Raw genomic sequence first — 21,662 nt, 5'->3', positions numbered from 1 at the left:
CGTCCTACTGCTCGCCGTGCGCCACGACCACGGTGCAGGGGGAGTGGCGCAGCACGTGCTGGCTGACCGAGCCGAGTACCATCCCGAGCATCGCGCCGCGTCCGCGCGTGCCGACGACCAGCAGTTGCGCGTCGCGGCCGGCCTCGGCCAGCGCGGCCGCCGGGTGGGCGACCACGGCCTCGGCCGAGATGGTCAGCTCGGGGTGTTTGCGCTGCCAGCCGGCGATCAGCTCGTCGAAGGGACGCCGCTCCTGCTCGGTCACCACCCGGGTGACGATTTGGCTCTGCTCCCACAGGCCGGTCACCTGCGGCCAGGCGCGGATCACCCGCAACCCGACGCCGCGCGCCAGCGCGGCCTCGACCGCGAAGACCAGGGCCACCTGGGCCGACGGGGAGTCGTCGACGCCGACCACCACGGGCGCTTCCCCGGCCGGCTCGCCGCGCACCACGACCACGGGGCACTTGGCGTGGGCGCTGACGGCCACGCTGACCGAGCCCAGCAACCCGGTGACGCCGCTGTGCCCCCGGCAGCCGAGCACGACCAGGCTCGCGCCGGCGGAGCGGCCGATCAGCTCGAGCGCGGCGCTGTTGTGCACGAACGTGACGTGGGTGGGCACGGACGGGTGGCTCTGCTTGGCCAGGGCGGCGGCCTCGTTCAGCGCGCCCTGGATGGCGCGGTCGGTCTCGCCGTCGGGCCACACGGAGGGCGCCGGAACCGTCGAGGTCGCCGGCAGCCAGGCCGGCCACTCGTACGCGTACAGGAACTCCACCGCGGCGCCGGTGCGCAACGCCTCGTCCAGAGCCCAGCGGGCGGCGGCCTTGGCGTCGGTGGAGCGGTCGTAACCGACGATGATTCTGCGGGCGGTCATGACGACGTCTCCTTCTTCGACTGTCGCGGGCGGGTGACGAGGACCGGGGATCCGGCGTGGTGCAGCAGCTGCAGGGTGGTCGAGCCGAGGAACGCGCCCGCCAGCAGCCCGTGACCGCGGTTGCCGACCACGACCAGCCGGGACCGCCGGGACTCACGTTCGAGCGCGTAGGCGGCGCTCTCGTGGGTCACCACGGTCGTGACCGGCACGTCGGGGTACTTGGCGCGCCACGGGACCAGCTGCTCGTCCAGCCGCTCGTTCTCGGCGGCGTCCTGCTCCGGCGTGTCGACCGTCGGCGGCGCCACATCGGACAGCCACAGCGGGATCACCGGCAGGTACGCGCGCACGACGGTCAACGGGCAGTTCTGCTCGGTCGCGGCGTCGAAAGCCGTTTCCAGTACGAGGTCGGCGGCGGGCGACTCGTCGACACCGGCCGCGATGGGGCCGTCGGCGGCGGAGTGACCGCGTACGACGACGACCGGGCAGGCGGCGTGCGTGGCGACGCGCTGGCTGACCGAACCGAGCAGCAGACCGGTGAAGCCGCCCCGGCCCCGGCTGCCCACCACGATCGATTCCGCCTCGCCGGCCACCTCGAGCAGCCGCGGGGTGGCGGACCCGATGACCGTCTCGGTCTCGATGGTGATGTCCGGCGCGATGTCGCGGGCCCTGTCCCAGGCCGCGGCCACGACCGCCTCGGCGACCTTGCGTGCCATGTCGATGAAATCGGTGCCGATGTTGTAGCGGGCGCCCTGCCAGTCGAAGTCGAAGGCGTGCACGATCCGCAGCGGCAGGTTGCGGCGGTGGGCCTCACGGGCCGCCCAGTCGACGGCGATCGTGCTGGATTCGGTGCCGTCGGCGCCGACGACGATGGGCCTGGTGTTCACGACGTTGCCTCCCTCGTGGGACGGGCGCGTCCGGCCGCGCCGAGCGCGGCCGGACGTGGCGGGTCAGATGAGCCAGCGGTTCTTCTGGACGATGGGCAGCGACGCCCACCACCGGCCCAGGCCCCAGGTGTGCCCCGCGTAGGTCAGGGCCAGCACGATGCCGGCGAGGCCGTAGATGATGTGGTAGTCGACGATCGGGTTGGTCGACCCGCTGGGTTCGCCCCCGGCGGTGGTCTTGTCGAGCGGCCATTCGGCGGCCCACATGAGGAGCATCATCAGCGCGCCGGCGCCGGCCGCGAGCCGCATGCCGATGCCGAGCACGAAGGCCAGGCCGATGGCGAGCAGGCCGAGCATGAAGGCCCAGTTGGCCCACGGGTCGCCGGCGATGTTGTGGAAGAACGTCTGCAGCCAGCTCGGGCCGACCTCGACACCGGACAGGAAGCCCTTGGTGGGCGATCCGCCGTTGATCCAGGCCCGTTCCGCCGGGGTGGCGAAACCCCACCCGAAGGTCTTGTCGAAGAACGCCCACAGGAAGACGAAGCCGGTGGAGATGCGCAGCACGGCCAGCGCCCTCGCGGCGGCCTTGGTAAGGACCGCGCCGGGAGCCTCCACGTGCTCCAGATGAGCGGCAGCGCCCCGGCCGATGGTTGTCATGGTGTCCTCCTTCATCGATGTCTGTACCTTGAGCCTGCGCCGATCCGGGGCAGGAGTCCGGAGGCCATGGACCCGACCTCGGCAGGACGAAGGTCCCGTCCCGCCGGCTCTAGCGGAGGACTTCGGCGACGTCGCGGCGGGGCGTGCCCGGTCCGGGGGTGCCGTGACCGAGGCGCAGGGCCAGCTGCGGGTGGCCGGTGCGGCCGAGGGAGCGCCGCAGCTGGTCGCGGGCGGCGGGGACCTCGATCGGCTGGGAGATCATCGAGGTGGTCAGCCCGGAGTCGGTCGCGGTCAGCAGGACCTTCTGCAGGGCCTGGCCCGCGGTGATCTGGTCGGCCGGCCAGTCGCCGGGCACGCCGAGGACGGCGACCAGCGGTTCGGGCTCGTAGTCGCGGCCGGGCGCCCGGCGGCGGGTGCCGAAGACCCGCTGCGGGAGCAGGTCCTGAGGTTCGGGCAGGGGAGCGCCGGCGCCCACCGGGACACCGTCGGGCGCGTCGTCGGCGTGCAGCCAGCCGATCAGCTCGGTCTGGTACCGGTCGTCGCGCCGCAGCACCCGGTCGGCGCTGCGGGCGATCTCGGCGAAACCGGCCAGGGCGGTCATGCCGACGAGCAGGTCGAGCCAGGCGGACTCGCTGCGGGCGGCCTCGATGAGCCGCTTGCGGGTTTCGGCCGGCACGGGGTCGGGCCAGAACGGCGCCCGGTTGCTGTGCCGGCGAGCGATGGCGGCGTACAGGTCCTGTTCGGCGTACGTCGGTGGCCTCTCCCGGCCCGGAACGAGCCGGGCCACGACGTCGGGCTCGGCGGGGTACGGGCGCAGGTGCACCTCGGCGGGCCGGCCACGCATGGCGAGGGCGAGACGGGCGTTGTAGGTGGCGGCGCCGCAGGCCAGGCGGGTCGCCCAGCCGGACCGGTCCAGGGCGTCCAGCTGGCGGGCCGGGTCGGCGAGGATTTCGACGCCGCCGTCGCGCAGACGGAACAGCCACGGCTGGCTGTTGAGCATCGACGGCGCGCGGATGCCGGCCTCGGCCGCCGCACGCAGATCCGCGTCGTCGTAGTGGTTCACGGCGGTCTCCTTAGCGGTGGCCGGGGAAAGGGATTCCCCAACCGTGCCGCCCTGCCGCCGTGGGTGTTCAGGGCCGAAGGTCCTGTTTCACCCGCCGGTCGGGACGCACCACGTTAGGATTTTTCCGCCCCCGCGAAACAACCGGCCGCGAGGCCTGGGATCGGGACCATGGCCGGGACCCCACGGGACTTTCGGCCCTGATCCGCCGCCGGGGCGATCACCAGACTCGGGGGCATCCGTGGAAAGGATCCCACCGTGGACGCGCTCGACCTTGCCCGATGGCAGTTCGGCATCACCACCGTTTACCACTTCCTGTTCGTGCCGATCACCATCGGCATGTCGGCCCTGGTAGCCGGCCTGCAGACCGCCTGGTACCGGACGGGCAAGGAGCACTACCTGCGGGCCACCAAGTTCTGGGGCAAGCTGTTCCTGATCAACTTCGCGATGGGCGTGGTCACCGGCATCGTGCAGGAGTTCCAGTTCGGCATGAACTGGAGCGATTACTCCCGCTTCGTCGGCGACGTCTTCGGCGCTCCGCTCGCCATCGAGGGCCTGCTCGCGTTCTTCCTCGAGTCGACCTTCCTGGGCCTGTGGATCTTCGGCTGGGACAGGCTGCCGCGAAAGGTGCACCTGGCGACGATCTGGCTGGCCTCGATCGGCACGCTGCTGTCGGCGTACTTCATCCTCGCCGCGAACTCGTGGATGCAGCACCCGGTCGGCTACACCGTGAACCCCGAGTCCGGCCGGGCCGAACTGACCAGCATCTGGGCGGTGCTGACCAACTCGACGACGCTGGTCACCTTCCCGCACACGATCACCGCCTGCTTCCTGACCGGCGGCGCGGTGCTGCTCGCGGTCAGCGCCTGGCACCTCAAGCGCCACAACCAGACCGACGTCTTCCGTCCCAGCCTCAAGCTCGGCGCCTGGGTGGTGCTGATCGCCGGCGTCGGCGTGCTGATCACCGGTGACCTGCAGGCCCGCGTCATGACCGAGCAGCAGCCGATGAAGATGGCCGCCGCCGAGGCCCTGTACGACACCTCCAAGCCCGCGAGCTTCTCCATCTTCACGATCGGGTCGCTGGACGGCCGCGAGGAACTCGCCAGCGTGCGCATCCCGTCGCTGCTGTCGTTCATGGCCACCGGCAGCCCGAGCGGCGAGGTCGAGGGCATCAACAACCTGCAGGCCGAGTACGTCGAGAAGTACGGTCCCGGCGACTACGTGCCCTCGGTGCCCGTCACCTACTGGTCGTTCCGCCTGATGATCGGCTTCGGCGGGCTCGCCATGCTGGTCGCCGCGGCCGCGCTCTGGTTCACCCGCCGCGGCCGGACACCGGCGAACCGCTGGCTGTGGCTCGCCGCGATCGCCTCGATCGGCATGCCGCTGGCCGCCAACTCGTTCGGCTGGATCTTCACCGAGATGGGCCGCCAGCCCTGGACGGTGTTCGGCGTCTTCAAGACCGCCGACAGTGTCTCGCCGTCGGTCGGCGCCGGCTCGGTGGCCACCTCGCTGATCGTGCTCACGCTGCTCTACGGCGTGCTCGCCGTCATCGAGGTCGGGCTGTTCGTCAAGTACGCCCGAGCCGGCGCCCCCGAGGTGGAAGAACCCACCGATGACCCCGACCGCCCGCTCGCTTTCGCCTACTGATCGGGAACGACATGGAACTCACGACTGTCTGGTTCGCGCTCATCGCGATCCTCTGGGCCGGCTACTTCCTGCTCGAGGGCTTCGACTTCGGTGTCGGCATCCTGCTGCCCGTGCTGGCCCGCGACAACCGCGAGCGCCGCCTGCTCATCAACACCATCGGCCCGGTCTGGGACGGCAACGAGGTGTGGCTGCTGGTCGCCGGCGGCGCCACCTTCGCCGCGTTCCCCGAGTGGTACGCCACCCTGTTCTCCGGCTTCTACCTGCCGCTGCTGCTCATCCTGGTCGCGCTGATCCTGCGCGGGGTCGCGTTCGAGTACCGCGGCAAGCGCGACGACGACCGCTGGCGCCGCCGCTGGGACTGGTGCATCATCGGCGGCAGCCTGGTCCCGGCGATCCTGTGGGGCGTGGCGTTCGGCAACATCGTGCGCGGCGTCAAGCTCGACGCGAACCACGAGTACGTCGGTGGCTTCTTCGACCTGCTCAACCCGTACGCGCTGCTCGGCGGCCTGACCACGCTGACGCTGTTCGTGCTGCACGGTGCGGTGTTCCTGGCCCTCAAGACCGGCGGCGAGATGCGGGAGCGGGCCGGACGGCTGGCCGAGCGGGTGGCCCCGGCGGCTGTCCTGGTCGCGGGCGGTTTCCTGGCGTGGACGGCGAGCACCCACCACGACGTCGCCGGCTGGCTGCTTTTCGCGGCGGCGGCGCTCGCTCTGGCCGGGGCGGTCATCGCGACCCGCGTACGCCGTGAGGGCTGGGCGTTCCTGGCCACCGGCGCGACCCTCGTGCTCGCGGTGTTCGGCCTGTTCGTCACGCTGTTCCCCGACGTGATGCCGTCCAGCATCGCCGCCGCCAACAGCCTCACCGTCGACAACGCCTCGTCCACCCCGTACACGCTGAAGGTCATGACCTGGGTGGCGGTCGCCTTCACCCCGATCGTGCTGGCCTACCAGGGCTGGACGTACTGGGTGTTCCGCAAGCGGCTCACGGTCGAACGGATCCCGGTGTGAAGCCCCTCGACCCACGGCTGCTGCGCCATGCCAGGAGCGCCCGCTGGTTCCTGGCCGCCACGGTCGTGCTCGGGGTGGTCCTGGCCGGGCTGATCGTCGCGCAGGCCACCCTTCTCGCGTACGGGATCACCGCGGTGTTCCTCGACGGCGCCGACCTCGGTGAGCTGACGCCGACGCTGCTCGCGCTGGCCGCCGTGATCGCCGGCCGGTCCGTCGTGGCGTGGGCGCAGGAGGCCGTCGCCGCCCGCTCGTCCGCCGCCGTGAAAAGCGAACTGCGTGGACGCCTGCTGGCCCACCTGGCGGCGCTCGGCCCCGGCCGGGCGCCCGGCACCGGGGCGGTCACCACGCTGATCACCCGGGGCCTCGACGCCCTGGACGCCTACTTCGCCCGCTACCTGCCCCAACTGGTGCTCGCCGCGCTCGTCCCGGCGGTCGTGCTGGCCCGGCTGCTCCCCGCCGACCTGACCGCGACTGTCACCATCGTGCTGACCCTGCCACTCATCCCGATCTTCATGGCGCTGGTCGGGCTGCACACCGAGGCGGCCAACCGCCGCCAGTTCCGCCTGCTCGGCCGCCTGTCGCACCACTTCCTCGACGTGGTCGCCGGGCTGACCACGCTGAAGATCTTCGGCCGGGCCGGGGCTCAGGCGGCCACGATCCGGCGGGTCAGCAACGAGCAGCGCCGGCTCACCATGCGCACGCTGCGGGTCGCGTTCCTCTCCTCGCTGGTTCTGGAACTGCTGGCCACGCTGTCGGTGGCGCTGGTCGCGGTCGGCATCGGCCTGCGCCTGGTCTCCGGCAACCTCGACCTGACCACCGCGCTGCTCGTGCTGATCCTGGCCCCCGAGGCGTACCTGCCGCTGCGGCAAGTGGGCGCGCACTACCACGCAAGCGCCGAGGGCCTGGCCGCCGCCGAGGAGGCCTTCGCTCTGCTGGAGACCCCGGTTCCCGCCGCGGGCTCCGCCCCCGTCCCGTACGGGGTGATCGCCTTCGACGACGTGGTGGTGCGCTACCGCGACCGGGAGGCGCTGCGCCTGACCGCCACGATCGCGCCCGGTGAGGTCGTCGCGCTGACCGGGCCGAGCGGGTGCGGCAAGTCCACGGCCCTGAACGTGCTGCTCGGCTTCGCCACTCCCGACCGCGGCCGGGTCACCGTCGGCGGCACTGACCTCGCTGACGTCGACCCGGCGGCGTGGCGGTCGGCTCTCGCCTGGGTGCCGCAGCGGCCGTACCTGTTCGCAGGCACCGTACGCGAGAACGTCACCCTCGGCGCCGAGCCGGTTTCCCTGCCTTCGCCGCCGACGGCATTCGCGCACTGCTTCACGGCCGCTCCTACCATCCCGGCTCCGACCGCCGCCCCCACCACTGCGGACTCGCTGTTGAAAGCCCCACGCGCCGGTGTCGACGATGCTTCCGCTGCTCCGGACGGGGGCGTCGACGGTGTTCGCGCGGCTTCGGTCACGGCCGTTGACGTCGCGTCCGCGGGCTCACTCGCCGGCGTCGACGTTGCGTCTGCCGCTTCGCTCGCCGGTGCTGACGGGTTCATCGCCGCGCTGCCGCACGGCTACGACACCGTGCTGGGCGACGACGGCGCCGGGCTGTCGGCCGGTCAGCGCCAGCGTCTCGCCCTGGCCCGCGCGTTCCTGCGCGACGCGCCGATCGTCCTGCTCGACGAACCCACGGCCAACCTGGACACCGACACCGCCGACGAGGTCATGGCAGCGATCCGGCGGCTCGCCCACGGCCGTACGGTCATCATGGCCGCCCACCGCTCGGAACTGATCGCCCTCGCCGACCGCGTCATCAACCTCACCCCGGCGTCGTCGCCGGCCGCGCCCCTCTTGCGGCCCGTTGCTGCTGTCGTGCCGCCTGCTGACGATCGAGCCGCGCCGCCAGTCCCGCTTCCGCCGGACGCGGGTCGCGTGCTGCCGGCGGATGCCGCTGCTGTGCCGCCCGCGGATGATCGTCTCGTGCCGTCGGAGGTCGTGCGATGAGCTGGTTCCGTCTTCTTCGCAGCGCGGCCGCCCCCGCCTCCGGTGGGCTGGCGCTGGCCGTCCTCGCCGGGGCGGGAGCGGCCGGCGCGGCGGTCGGGCTGATGGCCGTCTCCGCGTGGCTGATCTCGCGGGCCGCCCTGCACCCGCCGGTGCTGCACCTCATGGTCGCCATCGTGGCGGTGCGCGCGTTCGGCCTCAGCCGCGGCGTGCTGCGCTACGTCGAACGGCTGGCCGGTCACGACGCCGCGCTGCGGGTCCTCGGCCGCCTCCGGGCGCGCATCTTCACCCGCCTCGCCGAGCTCGCCCCGGCCGGGCTGGCCGGTTACCGCCGGGCCGACCTCGCTCGGCGCCTCGCCGCCGACGTGGACGCGGTGCTCGACATGCTGACCCGGGTCGTGCTGCCGTACGCCGTCGCCACCCTGGTCGGCCTCGGCTCGGTGGTGCTGGTCGGCGCGTACTCGAAACCCGCCGGCCTCGCCCTCGCCGCCGGAATCCTGCTGGTCGGCATGGTCGTTCCGATCCTGCAGGCGCGGGCCGGCCGCCGCGCCGACGGACGGCTCGCCCCGCTGCGCGCCGAGCTCGCCACCGGCACGACCGACCTGCTGCACGGCCTGCCCGACCTGCTCGCGTACGGCGCGACCGGTCCCCGTCTCGCCAGTCTCGCCGACACCGACGCCCGGTTGCGCCAGGCCGAACAACGCTCCAGCGCCATGGCCGGGGTCTCCGCCGCGGTCACCACCCTGGCCACCGGCCTCTGCCTGCTCGTGGGTCTGGCCGCCGGCGCGTACGCGGTCCGCTCGGGCGCCCTCGACGGCGAACTGCTGGCCGTCGTCGTGCTGACCCCGCTCGCGGTGTTCGAGACCGTGGGCGGCCTGCCCGCCGCGGCCCAGCACTTCGCCGCCGCCCGCGCGTCGCTGCGCCGGCTGGCCGACGTGCTCGCCACCCCCGCACGGATCACCACGCCCACGACGCCGGTCGAGATTCCCGACGGCCCGCACACGCTCCGCCTTGAGGCAGTCGACGCCGCCTGGACCCCGGGCCGCACCGTGCTGCACAACGTCGACCTCGACCTGCCACCGGGCGCTCGGGTCGCGCTGGTCGGGCCGAGCGGCAGCGGCAAGAGCACCGTCGCCGCGCTGCTGGTCCGCTTCCTCGACCCCACCGCCGGTCGGGTCACCCTCGACGGCGTCGACCTGCGCCGCATCGCCCCCGAAAGGGTCCGCCGGATTGTCGGCTACCTGCCCGAGGACGCGTACCTCTTCGACACCACGATCGCCGCGAACCTGAGGATCGCCCGCCCCGGCGCCACCGACGAGCAACTGCGTGACGCCCTCGCCGAGGCTCGCCTTCTCGACTGGGTCACCACCCTCCCCGAGGGCCTGGAAACCCTGGTCGGCGAACACGGCCGCGAACTGTCCGGCGGTCAGCGCCGCCGTCTTGCCCTGGCCCGCGCCCTGCTCGGCGGCTTCGAGGTCCTCATCCTCGACGAGCCGACCGAACACCTCGACGACGAAACGGCCGCCGCCCTCCTCGACGACCTGCTCGCCGCCGCCGGCAACCGCACCGTCCTGATCATCACCCACCGCACGGACATCGCCGGCCGGGTCGACGAGGTGGTGGACCTGACCCGGCCACGCATCGCCGTGCCGGCCTGAGGACAGGCGTACGCGCTCAGCCGATACCACTGGCCAGGGCCACCGCGGGCTCGAGCGCCGGTCACCAGCCGGGTCCTCGTCCTGTCCTCACGTGTGTCCTGCGCAGCCAACCGCGACAAAGTCGACGCCGAGTAGCCGCTGGCTGCGGCGAGCTGGTCGAGGGTCAGCCCGGCGGCGAGCCGGGAGAAACGCAAGATCGTGGCATAGTCACTGGCAACGCTTGAAGAATCATCCAGCGGTTCTGTCACCGTCCGTGATACTCAGGGGCAGGTTGATGACGAGCAGGTCCATGGCGGGTCCCCACGTGAGAGTTGTTCGCGCTACCTGTCGCCAGCCTGCCCGTTCATAGATCTCTCGCGCCTCAGAGCGGGGATCGGAGGCGAGGGTCGCGTAGGACTCCGGGCGGCCCGTGAGAAGCCGGCGAATGAGCTGGGCGCCTATGCCTTTGCCTCGCCGGTCGGGTCGGACGATCCACTCCATGACAGCGAACTTGTCGGCGTCGAGGACATCCCGGCTGGGCTGTGCGTCCGCTCGCGACCACCAGGTCCCGGCCGGCATCGTCCAGCCGAATGCCGCTCCGACGAGTTGATCATTTGTTCGCGCCGTGACCAAGGTGAACCCGGCGCGCGAGGTGTCCTCGAGCATGCGTGTACGGAAACCTTCGACCTGCTCAGGACCTTCTTCGTAGGGGGCTCGGCGTAGACCGTGGCATAGAGATCGACCAGCTCGCTGGACACCGGATCGGCGGACGCTCCGACAAGGTAGCTATAAGTGGTCATGTCCTTGAATCTAGAGGTCTACGCGTTCAGCGAGCTCCCGGTAGGTCGGTCGACGACGCTCCGTCGTTGGTACGGCTTCGACGACCTGTCGCGCGACCGTGCGCAACAGCTCGTTGTGCTGGTCAGAGGGCAGCTCGTCGAGCACGTCTGCTGCTTGGCGTAGGCCGTCGGGGATGTGGCCGCTACGGATGAGTGCTGCGGCGTGGTGAAGTTGCACTTGTGAGCTCAGCCGAGTCATCTCAGCTGGGTAGAGGTCAACAGCTCTCTCCTGCGCCTGGGTAGCCCGTACAAGATCTCCTGCGTGTCCGAATACCCAGGCCTCGGTGTGGCGTAGTCGATGCTCTGGCCAACCCCAGAGTGACTTGACGTCGTCAAGAACAGAGCCAGGAAGACGTTCGACGACATCCCCCAATTGCTGCACTGTAACAATTGCTTCTTGGTGCCTTCCTTCGAGTGAGAGGGCCTGGGCTCGTCCTGCAAGCAGGCCGCAGGTGGCCGCTGACGACCTTGCGTCGCTGATTGGCAGGACATGGTCAGCGAATGACCTGTGGCTTGCGGCGCACGACAGCGTTACCGGCAGGCCGCAGGTTGGTGGTTGGGCGTTGGGCTGCGCCAGCCCGGACGGCTGCCTCGGCGCCGGCGGGGCGAGCGAGTCACGACTGGCCTGCCCAAAACCTGTACCGCCAGCGAAGCTTTGCTACTCGTTCAGGCGGCTCGCACGTAGGTGGACCAGCGGGTCGTCTGGTCTCCGCCGCGGTAGCTGTCCATTCGTGTCTGCCACTGCGGGCGCAGTACCGGACGGCTCCCAAGTACCGGGACCAAACTGGTGACGAGCTTAAGCTCTCGTAGTCGACGCAGGATTGGAAAGCCTGGCCATCGGAGTACGTCAAATCCATACTGGCGGGCCAAGGCGCCGTAGTCGTCGACCGGGTAGTTGAAGCGCAGCTTGCCGACGGCGAGCGGCACGAGGTCCCACTCTCGCGGTCCGTCGCAGCTTGAGTCGAAGTCGCAGATCACCGGTCCGGCTTCACCGCCGATCACGTTGCCCATGAAGGCATCGCCGTGAATCGGACCGTGGGGTAGCTCGTATGGGAGGCCAGGAAGCTGATCTTCGATCCGATCGCACTCGTCCCGCAGGTATGCCAGGTCGTCGTCGCTTACCCCATCCGGCTCGGCCAGGCGGCTGCGGATCTCAGCCATCGGAGCCCAGCCAGGCAGGTTGTCCTCTGGCGGGTCGAGCTGATGCCAACGCTGAAGGATCACTGCGAGGTCGGAGCCCGTTGGAGTTACGCCGGTCTCTGGAACCTCGTCCCACAACGTCACGTGGAGACCGTCGACGATCAGAGGTTGTTCTTGATCGAGAAGCCGTACCGCGGGTACGCCGCCGCGCTGTAGCCACCGTGCGACCTGAATGACTTTCCCGACCCGCGCGCTCATGGTTGCTGAACCTGCGATGCGTACGACGACGCCTGCGTGGGGGAGGGAGAATACGGCGTTATTGGTGAACTTCAGCAACTGCGCGTCACGTACGTCGACATGAGCAACCTTCCGCACGCCATCAAGCACGGTGCGCAGCCGCCTGTCCGTAATTCGCCCCTGGGGCGATGTTGCCTCGCTCGTCATCCCCTCGAAGGGTAACAATGCGACGTACCAGGTCGGCGGCCTCCTCGTTGGCAGGATGAGCCCGAGTGGCCGCTAGGAGACCACTGAACAATCCGGCGTGCCGTTCTCCCGCTTTAATCGGGTTTGATCGATAATAGGTGGATGCAGGGTCGTTCTGAGTCCGGTCCGCAGTTGTGGGACACCGCCGCGTTGGTCGGGCATCTGGTTCAGCGACAGGCTGGTCTCGGCGAGAGTGGCGCGGGCCGCCCGCGCCGCCGGGATCAGGTGCGCCACGGTGCGCGCATCGACAGGTGCCACCGGGACGGCCGGGCGCCCCGGTGCCGCCCGGCGCGGGTGCGGGCGGCGCGGCTCGCTGTCGGGTCGGCGGGCCGGTCGGCCCGACCGGTCGCGGACGGCGCCGCATCGTCCCCTCCGCGCTGCCGGACGATCTCCGGGACGTCCGGGACGTCCGCCGATGGTCTGGGACCGTCTGCTGATCATCCCGGACGATCGGCCGCTGATCATCTCGGCTTTCATGATCGAACATGGCGAACAACAGCTTTACGGACACGAACTCCTTCGGCCTCGACCAATGCCAAGCCCGGCTACACACCGCGATCACCCGGCACACCGTGCTGGTCATGACCGCCCTGGCCATCTGCGCGATCGTCGCCGCCAGCCTCAAGACCCGCACCGACACCCAAGCCCCGGCACCGAACACACCCGATCAGCGGCCACCGGCCGAGCCCGGCATGATCCCGCTGACCATCCCCGAGACCGCACGTCTACTCGCCACACCTGGCACCGGCCGAAACCCGCCGACCACGACACCCACTGGCGCAACTGGCGACGCCGCCACCAGGCCCGAGCACGCTGGTTCCACCAACGCACCCGACTCAACCGAGAGTATTCCCTGGCCAACTAGCAAATGGCGGCTGCCGTACTAGCCCATTTCGGGGCACACCGGTGATAACGCGTTTCTGTCCCGTTTCCCGCCGATCGGTCATGAGCGGCTTGACGAGTCCCCTCGCCACAGCGTTCGCAACTGCGAGGCACAACCGACGGCGTCTGCGGCAGATCCGGCGTCGCGAGACCAACCCGCCGTTTCGCGTGGCGATCGTCCGCCTCGAAGCGGGGCGGGCCACCACCCGTCAGCAGAAGGCCGTGACCAGCACGGTGACGCCGGTGCGGCGCGGGGATCGGGGCTGGGCTGCCCTGTCCGCCCTTCCTGCGGTGTTCAGGTCTTCCGGCCCTACTGGCAGGGCTTCGTTGCCGACCACGCTCAAGGGGCAGAGATCAAAAGGAGGACGTCATGCGTGCAGCTGTGGTCACCAGTTTCGACCAGCCGATGGAGGTCAAGGACGTGCCGGTTCCCGAGCCGGGCGCCGGGCAGGTCCGGGTCCGGATCGAGGCCAGTGGCCTGTGCCACACCGACATCCACGCCGCCCGCGGCGACTGGCCGGTCAAGCCCACCCCGCCGTTCGTGCCCGGTCACGAGGGTGTCGGCATCGTCGAGAAGGCCGGTCCGGGCGTCACCGGGCACGCCGTCGGCGATCGGGTCGCGGTTCCGTGGCTCGGGTACGCCTGCGGCTCGTGCGAGTACTGCCTCACCGGCTGGGAAACGCTGTGCGAGGCCCAGCTCAACACCGGCTACGCCCTCGACGGTGGGCACGCCGAATACCTGATCGCCGACGCCCGCTTCGCAGTGGCTGTGCCGGCCGGCATCGAACCGGTCGAGGCCGCCCCGCTGACCTGCGCCGGGGTCACCACGTACAAGGCGGTCAAGGTCGGCGGCGTCACCCCCGGAGACCGGGTCGCGATCTTCGGGATCGGCGGGCTCGGGCACCTGGCCCAGCAGTACGCGCAGATCTTCGGCGGCGAGACCATCGCGGTCGACGTCACCGAGGAGAAGCTGGCCCTGGCCAAGCAGCTCGGCGCGGCCCACGTCGTCAACGCCGCCACCACCGACCCGGTCGCCGCGATCGAGGCACTGGGCGGCGCCGATGTCGCTGTCGTGCTTGCCGCCGACCCGAAGGTGCTCGAGCAGGCGCACGCGTCGCTGCGCCGCGGCGGGCGGCTGATCCTGGTGTCGCTGCCCAAGGACAACGCGATGTCGCTGCCGATCTTCCAGACCGTCCTCAAGGGCATCCAGGTGATCGGCTCGATCGTGGGGACCCGGGCCGACCTGGCCGAGGTGTTCCGGCTGCACGCCGCCGGGCGTACCCGGGTGTTCCTCGAGACGCGCCCGCTGGCCGAGATCAACGACGCCGTCGAGGACGTCCTGGCCGGCCGCGTCCCGGCCCGGGTTGTCCTGTTGCCCTAGGACCTCTGGCCCTGTCCGCGGGGCCCGCGTGGGCGAGGCTGGGGCCTATGGCCACCACACCCCAGAACGCCTGGCACGGGTTCCGCGGCGACGGCCGGCGCACCACGATCGATGTCGGCGGGTTCGTCCACGACAACATCGAGCCGTACGCGGGCCGGCCGGAGCTCCTGACCACGCCTACCCCGCCGACGTGAAAGCCGCCCGCAGTTCACCCCCGACTACGACCAGCTGCTCTCCGGCGACCCTTCCACGGCGGACCTTGATGGTCGCCGGCTCGCTCCACTCCTTCGACATCTCCACCGGTTGGCCCCCCTGTGACCGCTTCTTGGACGTAACGTGACCTTCAGCAGGCGGAAAGTCGACCGCGCTCACGGGCGCCGGAAAGGACTTCGCGAATGTCGAGCCGTCCGGAAACGCGTCCCGCGGGCGCGGCCATGGATGATCCCCTGACCGAGGCGCTGGTGGGCACGCGCCGGTTCTTCACGCGCGGTGAGGTGTCGGCGGATCATCGGACGCTGTTCCAGATCGGCGGGCGCCAGGCCGACACGTTCTACCGGGACAGGTGGTCGCACGACAAGGTCGTCCGCTCGACGCACGGGGTGAACTGCACCGGCTCCTGTTCGTGGAAGGTGTACGTCAAGGACGGCATCATCACCTGGGAGGCGCAGCAGACCGACTATCCGAGTGTCGGGCCGGACAGCCCGGAGTACGAGCCGCGCGGCTGCCCCCGCGGAGCGGCGTTCTCCTGGTACACGTACTCGCCGACCCGCGTGCGGTACCCGTACGTGCGCGGCGTGCTGCTCGAGATGTACCGCGAGGCCCGCAAGCGCCTGGGCGACCCCGTCGCGGCGTGGGCCGAGATCACCGGCGACCCCGAGAAGGCGCGCCGCTACAAGTCCGTACGCGGCAAGGGCGGCCTGGTCCGGGCCACCTGGGACGAGGCGACCGAGATGATCGCCGCCGCCCACGTGCACACGATCAAGGCGTACGGGCCGGACCGGCTCGCCGGGTTCTCCCCGATCCCGGCCATGTCCATGGTGTCGCACGCGGCAGGCGCCCGGTTCTACAACCTCGTCGGCGGCGCCATGCTGTCGTTCTACGACTGGTACGCCGACCTGCCGGTGGCCTCGCCGCAGATGTTCGGCGACCAGACCGACGTGCCCGAGTCGGGCGACTGGTGGGACGCCGGCTACCTCATCATGTGGGGCTCGAACCTGCCGGTGACCCGCACCCCGGACGCGCACTGGATGGCCGAGGCGCGCTATCGCGGCCAGAAGGTGATCGCGGTGGCGCCCGACTACGCCGACAACGTCAAGTTCGCCGACGAGTGGGTCGCGCCCGCCCCCGGCACCGACGGCGCCCTGGCCATGGCGATGGGCCATGTGGTGCTCAAGGAGTTCTTCGTCGACCGGCCGGCGCCGTACTTCACCGACTACGTCAGCCGGTACACCGACCTGCCGTTCCTGGTCACCCTCGACGAGGCGGCCGACGGCGCGTACCGGCCGGGCAAGATGCTGACGGCCGCGCAGCTGCCCGGCGCGCTCGCGGACACCGAGAACGCCGCCTTCAAGACCGTGCTGCTCGACGCCGACGGCATGCCGGTGGTGCCCAACGGCTCGCTCGGTTTCCGGTACGGCGACGCCGGGGTGGGCAAGTGGAACCTCGACCTGGGCGACACGCGTCCGCTGCTGTCGGCCGCCGGTGGCAAGGAACCCGCGGTCGCGGTGACGCTGCCCCGCTTCGACAGCGCCTCGGGCGAGGCCCGGCCGATGCGCCGCGGTGTCCCGGTCCGGCGTATCGGCAGCCACCTGGTGACCACGGTCTACGACCTGCTGCTGGCCCAGTACGGCGTGGCGCGTGACGGGCTGCCGGGCGACTGGCCGAGCGGGTACGACGACGCCGGCCAGCCCTACACGCCGGCCTGGCAGGAGACGGTCACCGGCGTGCCCGGCCCGCAGGCCGCCCGGATCGCGCGGGAGTTCGCCGCCAACGCCGAGGAGTCCCGCGGCCGTTCGATGATCATCATGGGGGCGGGCACCAACCACTGGTTCCACTCCGACACCATCTACCGCTCGTTCCTGACCCTGACCACGCTGACCGGCTGCCAGGGCGTCAACGGCGGCGGCTGGGCGCACTACGTCGGGCAGGAGAAGGTCCGCCCGATCACCGGTTACTCCGTGCTCGGCACCGCGTCGGACTGGAGCCGGCCGGGACGCCAGATGATCCAGACCGCGTACTGGTATCTGCACACCGACCAGTACCGGTACGACCCGTTCTCCGCAGCCACGCTGACCGCGGCGGACGGCGGCGGCTCGTTCGCGGGCCGGTCCACCGCCGACCTGATCGCGGCGTCCGCGCGGATGGGCTGGATGCCGTCGGTGCCGCATTTCAACCGCAGCCCGCTCGACGTCGCCGACGATGCCAAGGCCGCCGGTGAGCCGGTCGCCGAGCACGTGGTGCGCCGGCTGCGGTCGGGTGATCTGCGGTTCGCCTGCGAGGACCCGGACGCGCCCGAGAACTTCCCCCGCGTGCTGACGATCTGGCGGGCCAACCTGCTGGGGTCCTCGGCCAAGGGCAACGAGTACTTCCTGCGGCACCTTCTGGGCGCCGACCATGCCGTACGGGCCACCGAGGCCCCGCCGGACGCGCGCCCCCGCGACGTGGTGTGGCACGACGAGGCGCCCACCGGCAAGCTCGACCTGTTGCTCACGCTCGACTTCCGGATGACCTCGACGACCGTCTACTCCGACATCGTGCTGCCCGCCGCGACCTGGTACGAGAAGCACGACCTGAACACCACCGACATGCACCCGTTCGTGCACTCGTTCAACCCGGCGATCGCCCCGCCGTGGCAGACCCGCACCGACTGGGACGCCTTCATGGTCATCGCTCAGGCGTTCAGCAAGCTGGCCGCCACGCATTTGGGCACCCGGACGGATGTCGTCGCCGCCCCGCTGCTGCACGACACCCCCGACGAGCTGGCCAACCCGTACGGGAAGGTCCTGGACTGGAAGAACGGCGAGTGCGAGCCGATTCCGGGCCGCACGATGCCGAAGTTCGTGACGGTGGAACGGGACTACGCCGCGATCGCCGACAAGATGGCCTCGCTGGGGCCGCTGCTGGACTCGCTCGGCGCCGCCACCAAGGGGATCACCTTCGACGTGGGCCGCGAGCTCGAATATCTGCGGCGCAAGAACGGGGTGGCGGCCAACGGGCGGCCCGCGATCGCCCGGGACGTGCAGGCGTGCGAGGCGATTCTCGCGCTGTCGGGCACCACCAACGGCCACCTCGCCACCCAGGGCTTCAAGACCCTTGAGAAACGTACGGGGGTGGAGCTGGCCGACCTCGCCGCCGAGCACGAGGGCAAACAGATCACGTTCGCCGACACCCAGTCCCGCCCGACGCCGGTCATCACGTCACCGGAATGGTCGGGCTCGGAGGCCGGCGGCCGCCGCTACTCCCCGTTCGTCATCAACGTCGAACGGCTCAAACCCTGGCACACGCTGTCGGGCCGGCAGAGCTTCTACCTCGACCACGACTGGATCGCCGAGCTGGGGGAGTGGCTGCCGGTCTACCGTCCGCCGCTGAACATGCACGCCCTGTTCGGCGAGCCACACGTGGGCGAGAAGGGCGAACTCGGCATCACCGTGCGCTACCTGACCCCGCACAACAAATGGTCCATCCACTCCGAGTACCAGGACAACCTGTTCATGCTCTCGCTGTCGCGCGGCGGTCAGAACATCTGGATGTCGCAGGAGGACGCGGCCAAGATCGGCGTACGGGACAACGACTGGATCGAGGCGGTCAACCGCAACGGCGTCGTGGTGGCCCGCGCGATCGTCTCGCACCGCATGCCCGAGGGCACCGTCTACATGCACCACGCGCAGGACAGGCTCATCGACGTGCCGCGCACCGAGACCAACGGCCGGCGTGGCGGCATCCACAACTCGCTGACCCGCCTGCTCATCAAACCCTCGCACCTGATCGGCGGGTACGCGCAGCTCAGCTTCGCGTTCAACTACCTCGGCCCGACCGGCAACCAGCGCGACGAGGTCACCGTCATCCGCCGCCGCAACCAGGAGGTCGAGTACTGATGCGTGTGATGGCCCAGATGGCGATGGTGATGAACCTCGACAAGTGCATCGGGTGCCACACCTGCTCGGTCACCTGCAAACAGGCCTGGACCAACCGCAGCGGCGTCGAGTACGTGTGGTTCAACAACGTCGAGACCCGCCCCGGGCAGGGCTATCCCCGCCGGTACGAGGATCAGGAGACCTGGAAGGGCGGGTGGACGCTCAACCGCCGGGGCCGCCTGACGCTCAAGGGCGGCGGCCGGATCAAGAAGCTGTTCAGCATCTTCTCCAACCCGAAGCTGCCGTCGATCCAGGACTACTACGAGCCCTGGACGTACGACTACGAGACGCTGACCAACGCGCCGCTGCAGGAGCACACCCCGGTCGCCCGGCCCAAGTCGCTGCTCTCCGGCGAGGACATGAAGGTCTCGTGGTCGGCCAACTGGGACGACAACCTCGGCGGCTCGCCCGACCACGGCGACAAGGACGTGCTGCTCAAGGGCATCGCCGACAAGGTGAAGTTCGAGTTCGAGCAGACGTTCATGTTCTACCTGCCGCGCATCTGCGAACACTGCCTGAACCCGTCGTGCGCCGCCTCGTGCCCGTCCGGCGCGATCTACAAGCGTTCCGAGGACGGCATCGTGCTGGTCGACCAGGACAGGTGCCGCGGGTGGCGGATGTGCGTGTCGGGCTGCCCGTACAAGAAGGTGTACTTCAACCACCGCACCGGCAAGGCCGAGAAGTGCACGTTCTGCTTCCCCCGCATCGAGGTCGGCATCCCGACCGTCTGCTCCGAGACATGCGTCGGCCGGCTGCGTTACATCGGCCTGATGCTGTACGACGCCGATGCCGTGCTCGAGGCGGCCGCGACCACCGACGAGCACGACCTGTACGAGGCCCAGCGCCGGGTGTTCCTCGACCCCAGGGACCCGGCGGTCGTCGCCGCGGCGGAACGGGCCGGAATCCCCCGGGACTGGATCGAGGCGGCGCAACGCTCACCGGTCCACGCCCTGATCAACACGTTCAAGGTGGCGCTGCCGCTGCACCCGGAATACCGCACCATGCCGATGGTCTGGTACATCCCGCCGCTGTCGCCGGTCGTCGACGTCGTCCGGGACACCGGCTACGACGCGGAGGACCGCGGGAACCTGTTCGCCGCCATCGACGCGCTGCGCATCCCGGTCGACTACCTCGCCCAGCTGTTCACCGCCGGCGACCCGGCGCCGGTCGACGCGGTGCTGCGCAAGCTCGCGGCCATGCGCTCGTACATGCGCGACCTCAACCTGGGCCGCGACGCCGACGAATCGATCCCGGCGGCCGTCGGCATGACCGGCGAGCAGGTGTACGACATGTACCGGCTGCTCGCCCTGGCCAAGTACGACGAGCGCTACGTGATCCCGCCCGCGCACGCCGAACAGGCGCACAGCCTCGAGGAGCTCGCCACCGAGTGCAGCCTCGACTACGAGGGCGGGCCGGGTATGGGCGGCTCCGGGCCGTTCGGCGAGTCCTCCGGCGGCGTCACGCCGATCGCCGTCGAGAACTTCCACATGCTCGTGGAGCGGCAGACCAGCGACACCCTTGTCGACCCGGGGGACAAGGAGCTGCGGGTGAACCTGCTCAACTGGGACGGCAAGGGCCGGCCCGCCGGGTTGTTCCCGCCCCGGCCCGACGGTTCTTCGCCGGCGGAGCCGAAGTCATGACAGCCGGCCACGCTCGGCTCTCCCGCGCCTGGCAGACCCAGTCACTGCTGCTCGGTTACCCCGACGAGCACCTGCTGGGCCGCCTCGACCTGCTGACGCAAGCGGCTACGAGCCTCGGCGACGCGCCGCTGGCCCGTTTCGTCGGCCACCTGCGTGCGACCCCGCCCGCGCAGCTGGCCGCCGACTACGTCGCCACCTTCGACCACCGCAAACGCTGCTGCCTGTTCCTGACCTACTACGCCCACGGCGACACCCGCAAACGCGGGATGGCCCTGCTGCAGCTCAAACAGACGTACGCCGCGGCCGGGCTGCACCTGGTCGACGACGAGCTCCCCGACCACCTCGCGGTCGTCCTCGAGTTCGCCGCCGCCCAGCCCGGCCAGGGCCGCACCCTGCTCCTCGAGCACCGCGCCGGGCTGGAACTGCTCCGGCTCGCCCTGCGCGACGCCCGTTCGCCGTGGGCGGACGTCCTGGAATCGGTGTCCGCGACCCTGCCGCCGCTGATCGGCGATCAGCGGCAGGCCGTCGCGAAGCTCGCGGCCGAGGGGCCACCGGCGGAACAGGTCGGGCTGGCCCCGTTCGCCCCGCCGGAATACATGCCGCAGACCGAAGGAGCACGGTGATGACCAACACGCTTCTGTTCGTCGTCGTCCCGTACGTCGCCCTCGCGATCTTCGTCGGCGGGCATGTGTGGCGCTACCGCTACGACAAGTTCGGCTGGACCACCCGCTCCTCCCAGCTCTACGAGCGGCGGCTGCTGCGCATCGGCAGCCCCCTGTTCCACTTCGGCATCCTGCTCGTCGCCGTCGGGCACGTCGGCGGCCTGCTCATCCCCGATTCCTGGACCGAGGCGGCCGGGATCAGCGAGACGGCGTACCACGTCGTCGCGGTCGGACTGGGCACCCTCGCCGGCATCTGCACCCTCGGCGGCGCGGCCATCCTCATCTATCGACGCCGTACGGTGGGCCCGGTCTTCTCCGCCACCACGGTCAACGACAAGATCATGTACGTGCTGCTGATCGGCACCATCGTGCTGGGGCTGGGCACGACCGTGCTGGGCAACCTCACCGAGCACCCGCACGACTACCGGCAGACCGTCTCGCCCTGGTTCCGTTCGATCTTCTACTTCCAGCCCGACACCGACCTGATCGCCGCCGCGCCGATCGGCTTCCGGCTGCACGCGCTCGCCGCCTTCGTGCTGTTCGCGTTCTGGCCGTTCAGCCGGCTCGTGCACGTCTTCTCGGCGCCGCTGGGCTACCTCACCCGCCCGTACATCGTCTATCGCAGCCGCGACGAGCGCCCGGCCAAGCGCGGCTGGGAACGGGTCGGCTGACCCCTCTGACCTGCGGAGACAGGTACAAGGTCCCTGGTGCGGGTGACTTGGGTCCAGCAGGCTGAAACACGACCTTCTCACCG

The 21,662-nt window shown here is 70.4% G+C and carries 16 protein-coding genes and 1 pseudogene; 11 read left to right on the top strand and 6 right to left on the bottom strand.

The features are described 5' to 3' along the window. Positions 1–4: 4 nt before the first annotated feature. From C8E87_RS00635 to C8E87_RS00620, 4 genes are all read right to left on the bottom strand, one after another. The gene (locus C8E87_RS00635; RefSeq protein ID WP_133871253.1) at positions 5–868 is read right to left on the bottom strand and encodes a universal stress protein; all 864 of its coding nucleotides are present in this window, start codon (positions 866–868) and stop codon (positions 5–7) included. Then, positions 865–1,752: a universal stress protein gene (locus tag C8E87_RS00630; protein ID WP_133871252.1), complete on the bottom strand. Its 888-nt coding sequence runs from the start codon at positions 1,750–1,752 to the stop codon at positions 865–867. Before C8E87_RS00630 ends, C8E87_RS00635 begins: the two co-directional genes overlap by 4 nt. Before the next feature lie 63 nt (positions 1,753–1,815). After that, the gene (locus C8E87_RS00625) at positions 1,816–2,406 is read right to left on the bottom strand and encodes a DoxX family membrane protein (RefSeq protein ID WP_133871251.1); all 591 of its coding nucleotides are present in this window, start codon (positions 2,404–2,406) and stop codon (positions 1,816–1,818) included. A 109-nt stretch (positions 2,407–2,515) separates the two neighbouring features. After that, positions 2,516–3,469, bottom strand: a complete 954-nt coding sequence (locus tag C8E87_RS00620) for an Acg family FMN-binding oxidoreductase (RefSeq protein WP_239080642.1) — start codon at positions 3,467–3,469, stop codon at positions 2,516–2,518. A 255-nt stretch (positions 3,470–3,724) separates the two neighbouring features. On the opposite strand from C8E87_RS00620, the gene C8E87_RS00615 reads away from it, so the two are divergent. The 4 genes from C8E87_RS00615 to cydC are packed head-to-tail and all read left to right on the top strand — an operon-like array spanning position 3,725 to position 9,769. After that, the gene (locus C8E87_RS00615) at positions 3,725–5,113 is read left to right on the top strand and encodes a cytochrome ubiquinol oxidase subunit I (RefSeq protein WP_133871250.1); all 1,389 of its coding nucleotides are present in this window, start codon (positions 3,725–3,727) and stop codon (positions 5,111–5,113) included. 11 nt (positions 5,114–5,124) lie between these two features. Then, positions 5,125–6,120, top strand: a complete 996-nt coding sequence (cydB, locus tag C8E87_RS00610; protein ID WP_133871249.1) for a cytochrome d ubiquinol oxidase subunit II — start codon at positions 5,125–5,127, stop codon at positions 6,118–6,120. Continuing rightward, on the top strand, positions 6,117–8,114 hold the full coding sequence (gene cydD, locus C8E87_RS00605; protein WP_133871248.1) for a thiol reductant ABC exporter subunit CydD: 1,998 nt from the start codon (positions 6,117–6,119) through the stop codon (positions 8,112–8,114). The genes cydB and cydD overlap by 4 nt, the downstream gene beginning before the upstream one ends. Then, positions 8,111–9,769 (top strand): thiol reductant ABC exporter subunit CydC, encoded by a 1,659-nt coding sequence (gene cydC / locus C8E87_RS00600; RefSeq protein WP_133871247.1) that lies wholly within the window; start codon positions 8,111–8,113, stop codon positions 9,767–9,769. Before cydD ends, cydC begins: the two co-directional genes overlap by 4 nt. A gap of 228 nt (positions 9,770–9,997) precedes the next feature. Here the strand turns inward: cydC and C8E87_RS00595 are convergent, their stop codons facing one another. Next, positions 9,998–10,414 carry a GNAT family N-acetyltransferase gene (locus C8E87_RS00595; protein ID WP_239080641.1) on the bottom strand — a complete coding sequence of 139 codons (417 nt, stop codon included), beginning with the start codon at positions 10,412–10,414 and terminating at the stop codon, positions 9,998–10,000. 839 nt (positions 10,415–11,253) lie between these two features. Continuing rightward, the gene (locus C8E87_RS00590; RefSeq protein WP_133871246.1) at positions 11,254–12,171 is read right to left on the bottom strand and encodes a phosphotransferase enzyme family protein; all 918 of its coding nucleotides are present in this window, start codon (positions 12,169–12,171) and stop codon (positions 11,254–11,256) included. A gap of 551 nt (positions 12,172–12,722) precedes the next feature. Here C8E87_RS00590 and C8E87_RS00585 point away from each other — a divergent pair. The 7 genes and pseudogenes from C8E87_RS00585 to narI all read left to right on the top strand — a co-directional run. Beyond that, a pseudogene (locus C8E87_RS00585) lies at positions 12,723–13,075 on the top strand (IS701 family transposase); the annotation flags it as partial. A 387-nt stretch (positions 13,076–13,462) separates the two neighbouring features. Next, positions 13,463–14,473, top strand: coding sequence for a zinc-dependent alcohol dehydrogenase (locus C8E87_RS00580; protein WP_133871244.1), 1,011 nt, complete (start codon positions 13,463–13,465; stop codon positions 14,471–14,473). Positions 14,474–14,520: 47 nt separating this feature from the next. Then, positions 14,521–14,667 (top strand): hypothetical protein, encoded by a 147-nt coding sequence (locus C8E87_RS43420; protein WP_166661005.1) that lies wholly within the window; start codon positions 14,521–14,523, stop codon positions 14,665–14,667. A gap of 240 nt (positions 14,668–14,907) precedes the next feature. Beyond that, positions 14,908–18,567, top strand: a complete 3,660-nt coding sequence (locus C8E87_RS00575) for a nitrate reductase subunit alpha (RefSeq protein WP_203720971.1) — start codon at positions 14,908–14,910, stop codon at positions 18,565–18,567. Then, positions 18,567–20,246, top strand: coding sequence for a nitrate reductase subunit beta (gene narH, locus C8E87_RS00570; protein WP_133871242.1), 1,680 nt, complete (start codon positions 18,567–18,569; stop codon positions 20,244–20,246). The genes C8E87_RS00575 and narH overlap by 1 nt, the downstream gene beginning before the upstream one ends. Continuing rightward, on the top strand, positions 20,243–20,869 hold the full coding sequence (gene narJ, locus C8E87_RS00565) for a nitrate reductase molybdenum cofactor assembly chaperone (RefSeq protein ID WP_133871241.1): 627 nt from the start codon (positions 20,243–20,245) through the stop codon (positions 20,867–20,869). The genes narH and narJ overlap by 4 nt, the downstream gene beginning before the upstream one ends. Then, positions 20,869–21,579, top strand: a complete 711-nt coding sequence (gene narI, locus C8E87_RS00560) for a respiratory nitrate reductase subunit gamma (RefSeq protein ID WP_133871240.1) — start codon at positions 20,869–20,871, stop codon at positions 21,577–21,579. The genes narJ and narI overlap by 1 nt, the downstream gene beginning before the upstream one ends. The last annotated feature ends 83 nt before the right edge of the window (positions 21,580–21,662 follow it).

It is taken from the genome of Paractinoplanes brasiliensis, assembly GCF_004362215.1.
GTDB classification, from domain to species: Bacteria; Actinomycetota; Actinomycetes; order Mycobacteriales; family Micromonosporaceae; genus Actinoplanes; species Actinoplanes brasiliensis.
This window is presented reverse-complemented; position numbering and strand designations above follow the sequence as displayed.

Bases quoted from the DNA above. Each gene is read 5' to 3' on its own strand.
- C8E87_RS00635 (WP_133871253.1), bottom strand. From the start codon at position 868: ATGACCGCCCGCAGAATCATCGTCGGTTACGACCGCTCCACCGACGCC.
- C8E87_RS00625 (WP_133871251.1), bottom strand. From the start codon at position 2,406: ATGACAACCATCGGCCGGGGCGCTGCCGCTCATCTGGAGCACGTGGAG.
- cydB (WP_133871249.1), top strand. From the start codon at position 5,125: ATGGAACTCACGACTGTCTGGTTCGCGCTCATCGCGATCCTCTGGGCC.
- cydC (WP_133871247.1), top strand. From the start codon at position 8,111: ATGAGCTGGTTCCGTCTTCTTCGCAGCGCGGCCGCCCCCGCCTCCGGT.
- C8E87_RS00595 (WP_239080641.1), bottom strand. From the start codon at position 10,414: ATGCTCGAGGACACCTCGCGCGCCGGGTTCACCTTGGTCACGGCGCGA.
- C8E87_RS00590 (WP_133871246.1), bottom strand. From the start codon at position 12,171: ATGACGAGCGAGGCAACATCGCCCCAGGGGCGAATTACGGACAGGCGG.
- C8E87_RS00580 (WP_133871244.1), top strand. From the start codon at position 13,463: ATGCGTGCAGCTGTGGTCACCAGTTTCGACCAGCCGATGGAGGTCAAG.
- C8E87_RS43420 (WP_166661005.1), top strand. From the start codon at position 14,521: ATGGCCACCACACCCCAGAACGCCTGGCACGGGTTCCGCGGCGACGGC.
- C8E87_RS00575 (WP_203720971.1), top strand. From the start codon at position 14,908: ATGGATGATCCCCTGACCGAGGCGCTGGTGGGCACGCGCCGGTTCTTC.
- narH (WP_133871242.1), top strand. From the start codon at position 18,567: ATGCGTGTGATGGCCCAGATGGCGATGGTGATGAACCTCGACAAGTGC.
- narJ (WP_133871241.1), top strand. From the start codon at position 20,243: ATGACAGCCGGCCACGCTCGGCTCTCCCGCGCCTGGCAGACCCAGTCA.
- narI (WP_133871240.1), top strand. From the start codon at position 20,869: ATGACCAACACGCTTCTGTTCGTCGTCGTCCCGTACGTCGCCCTCGCG.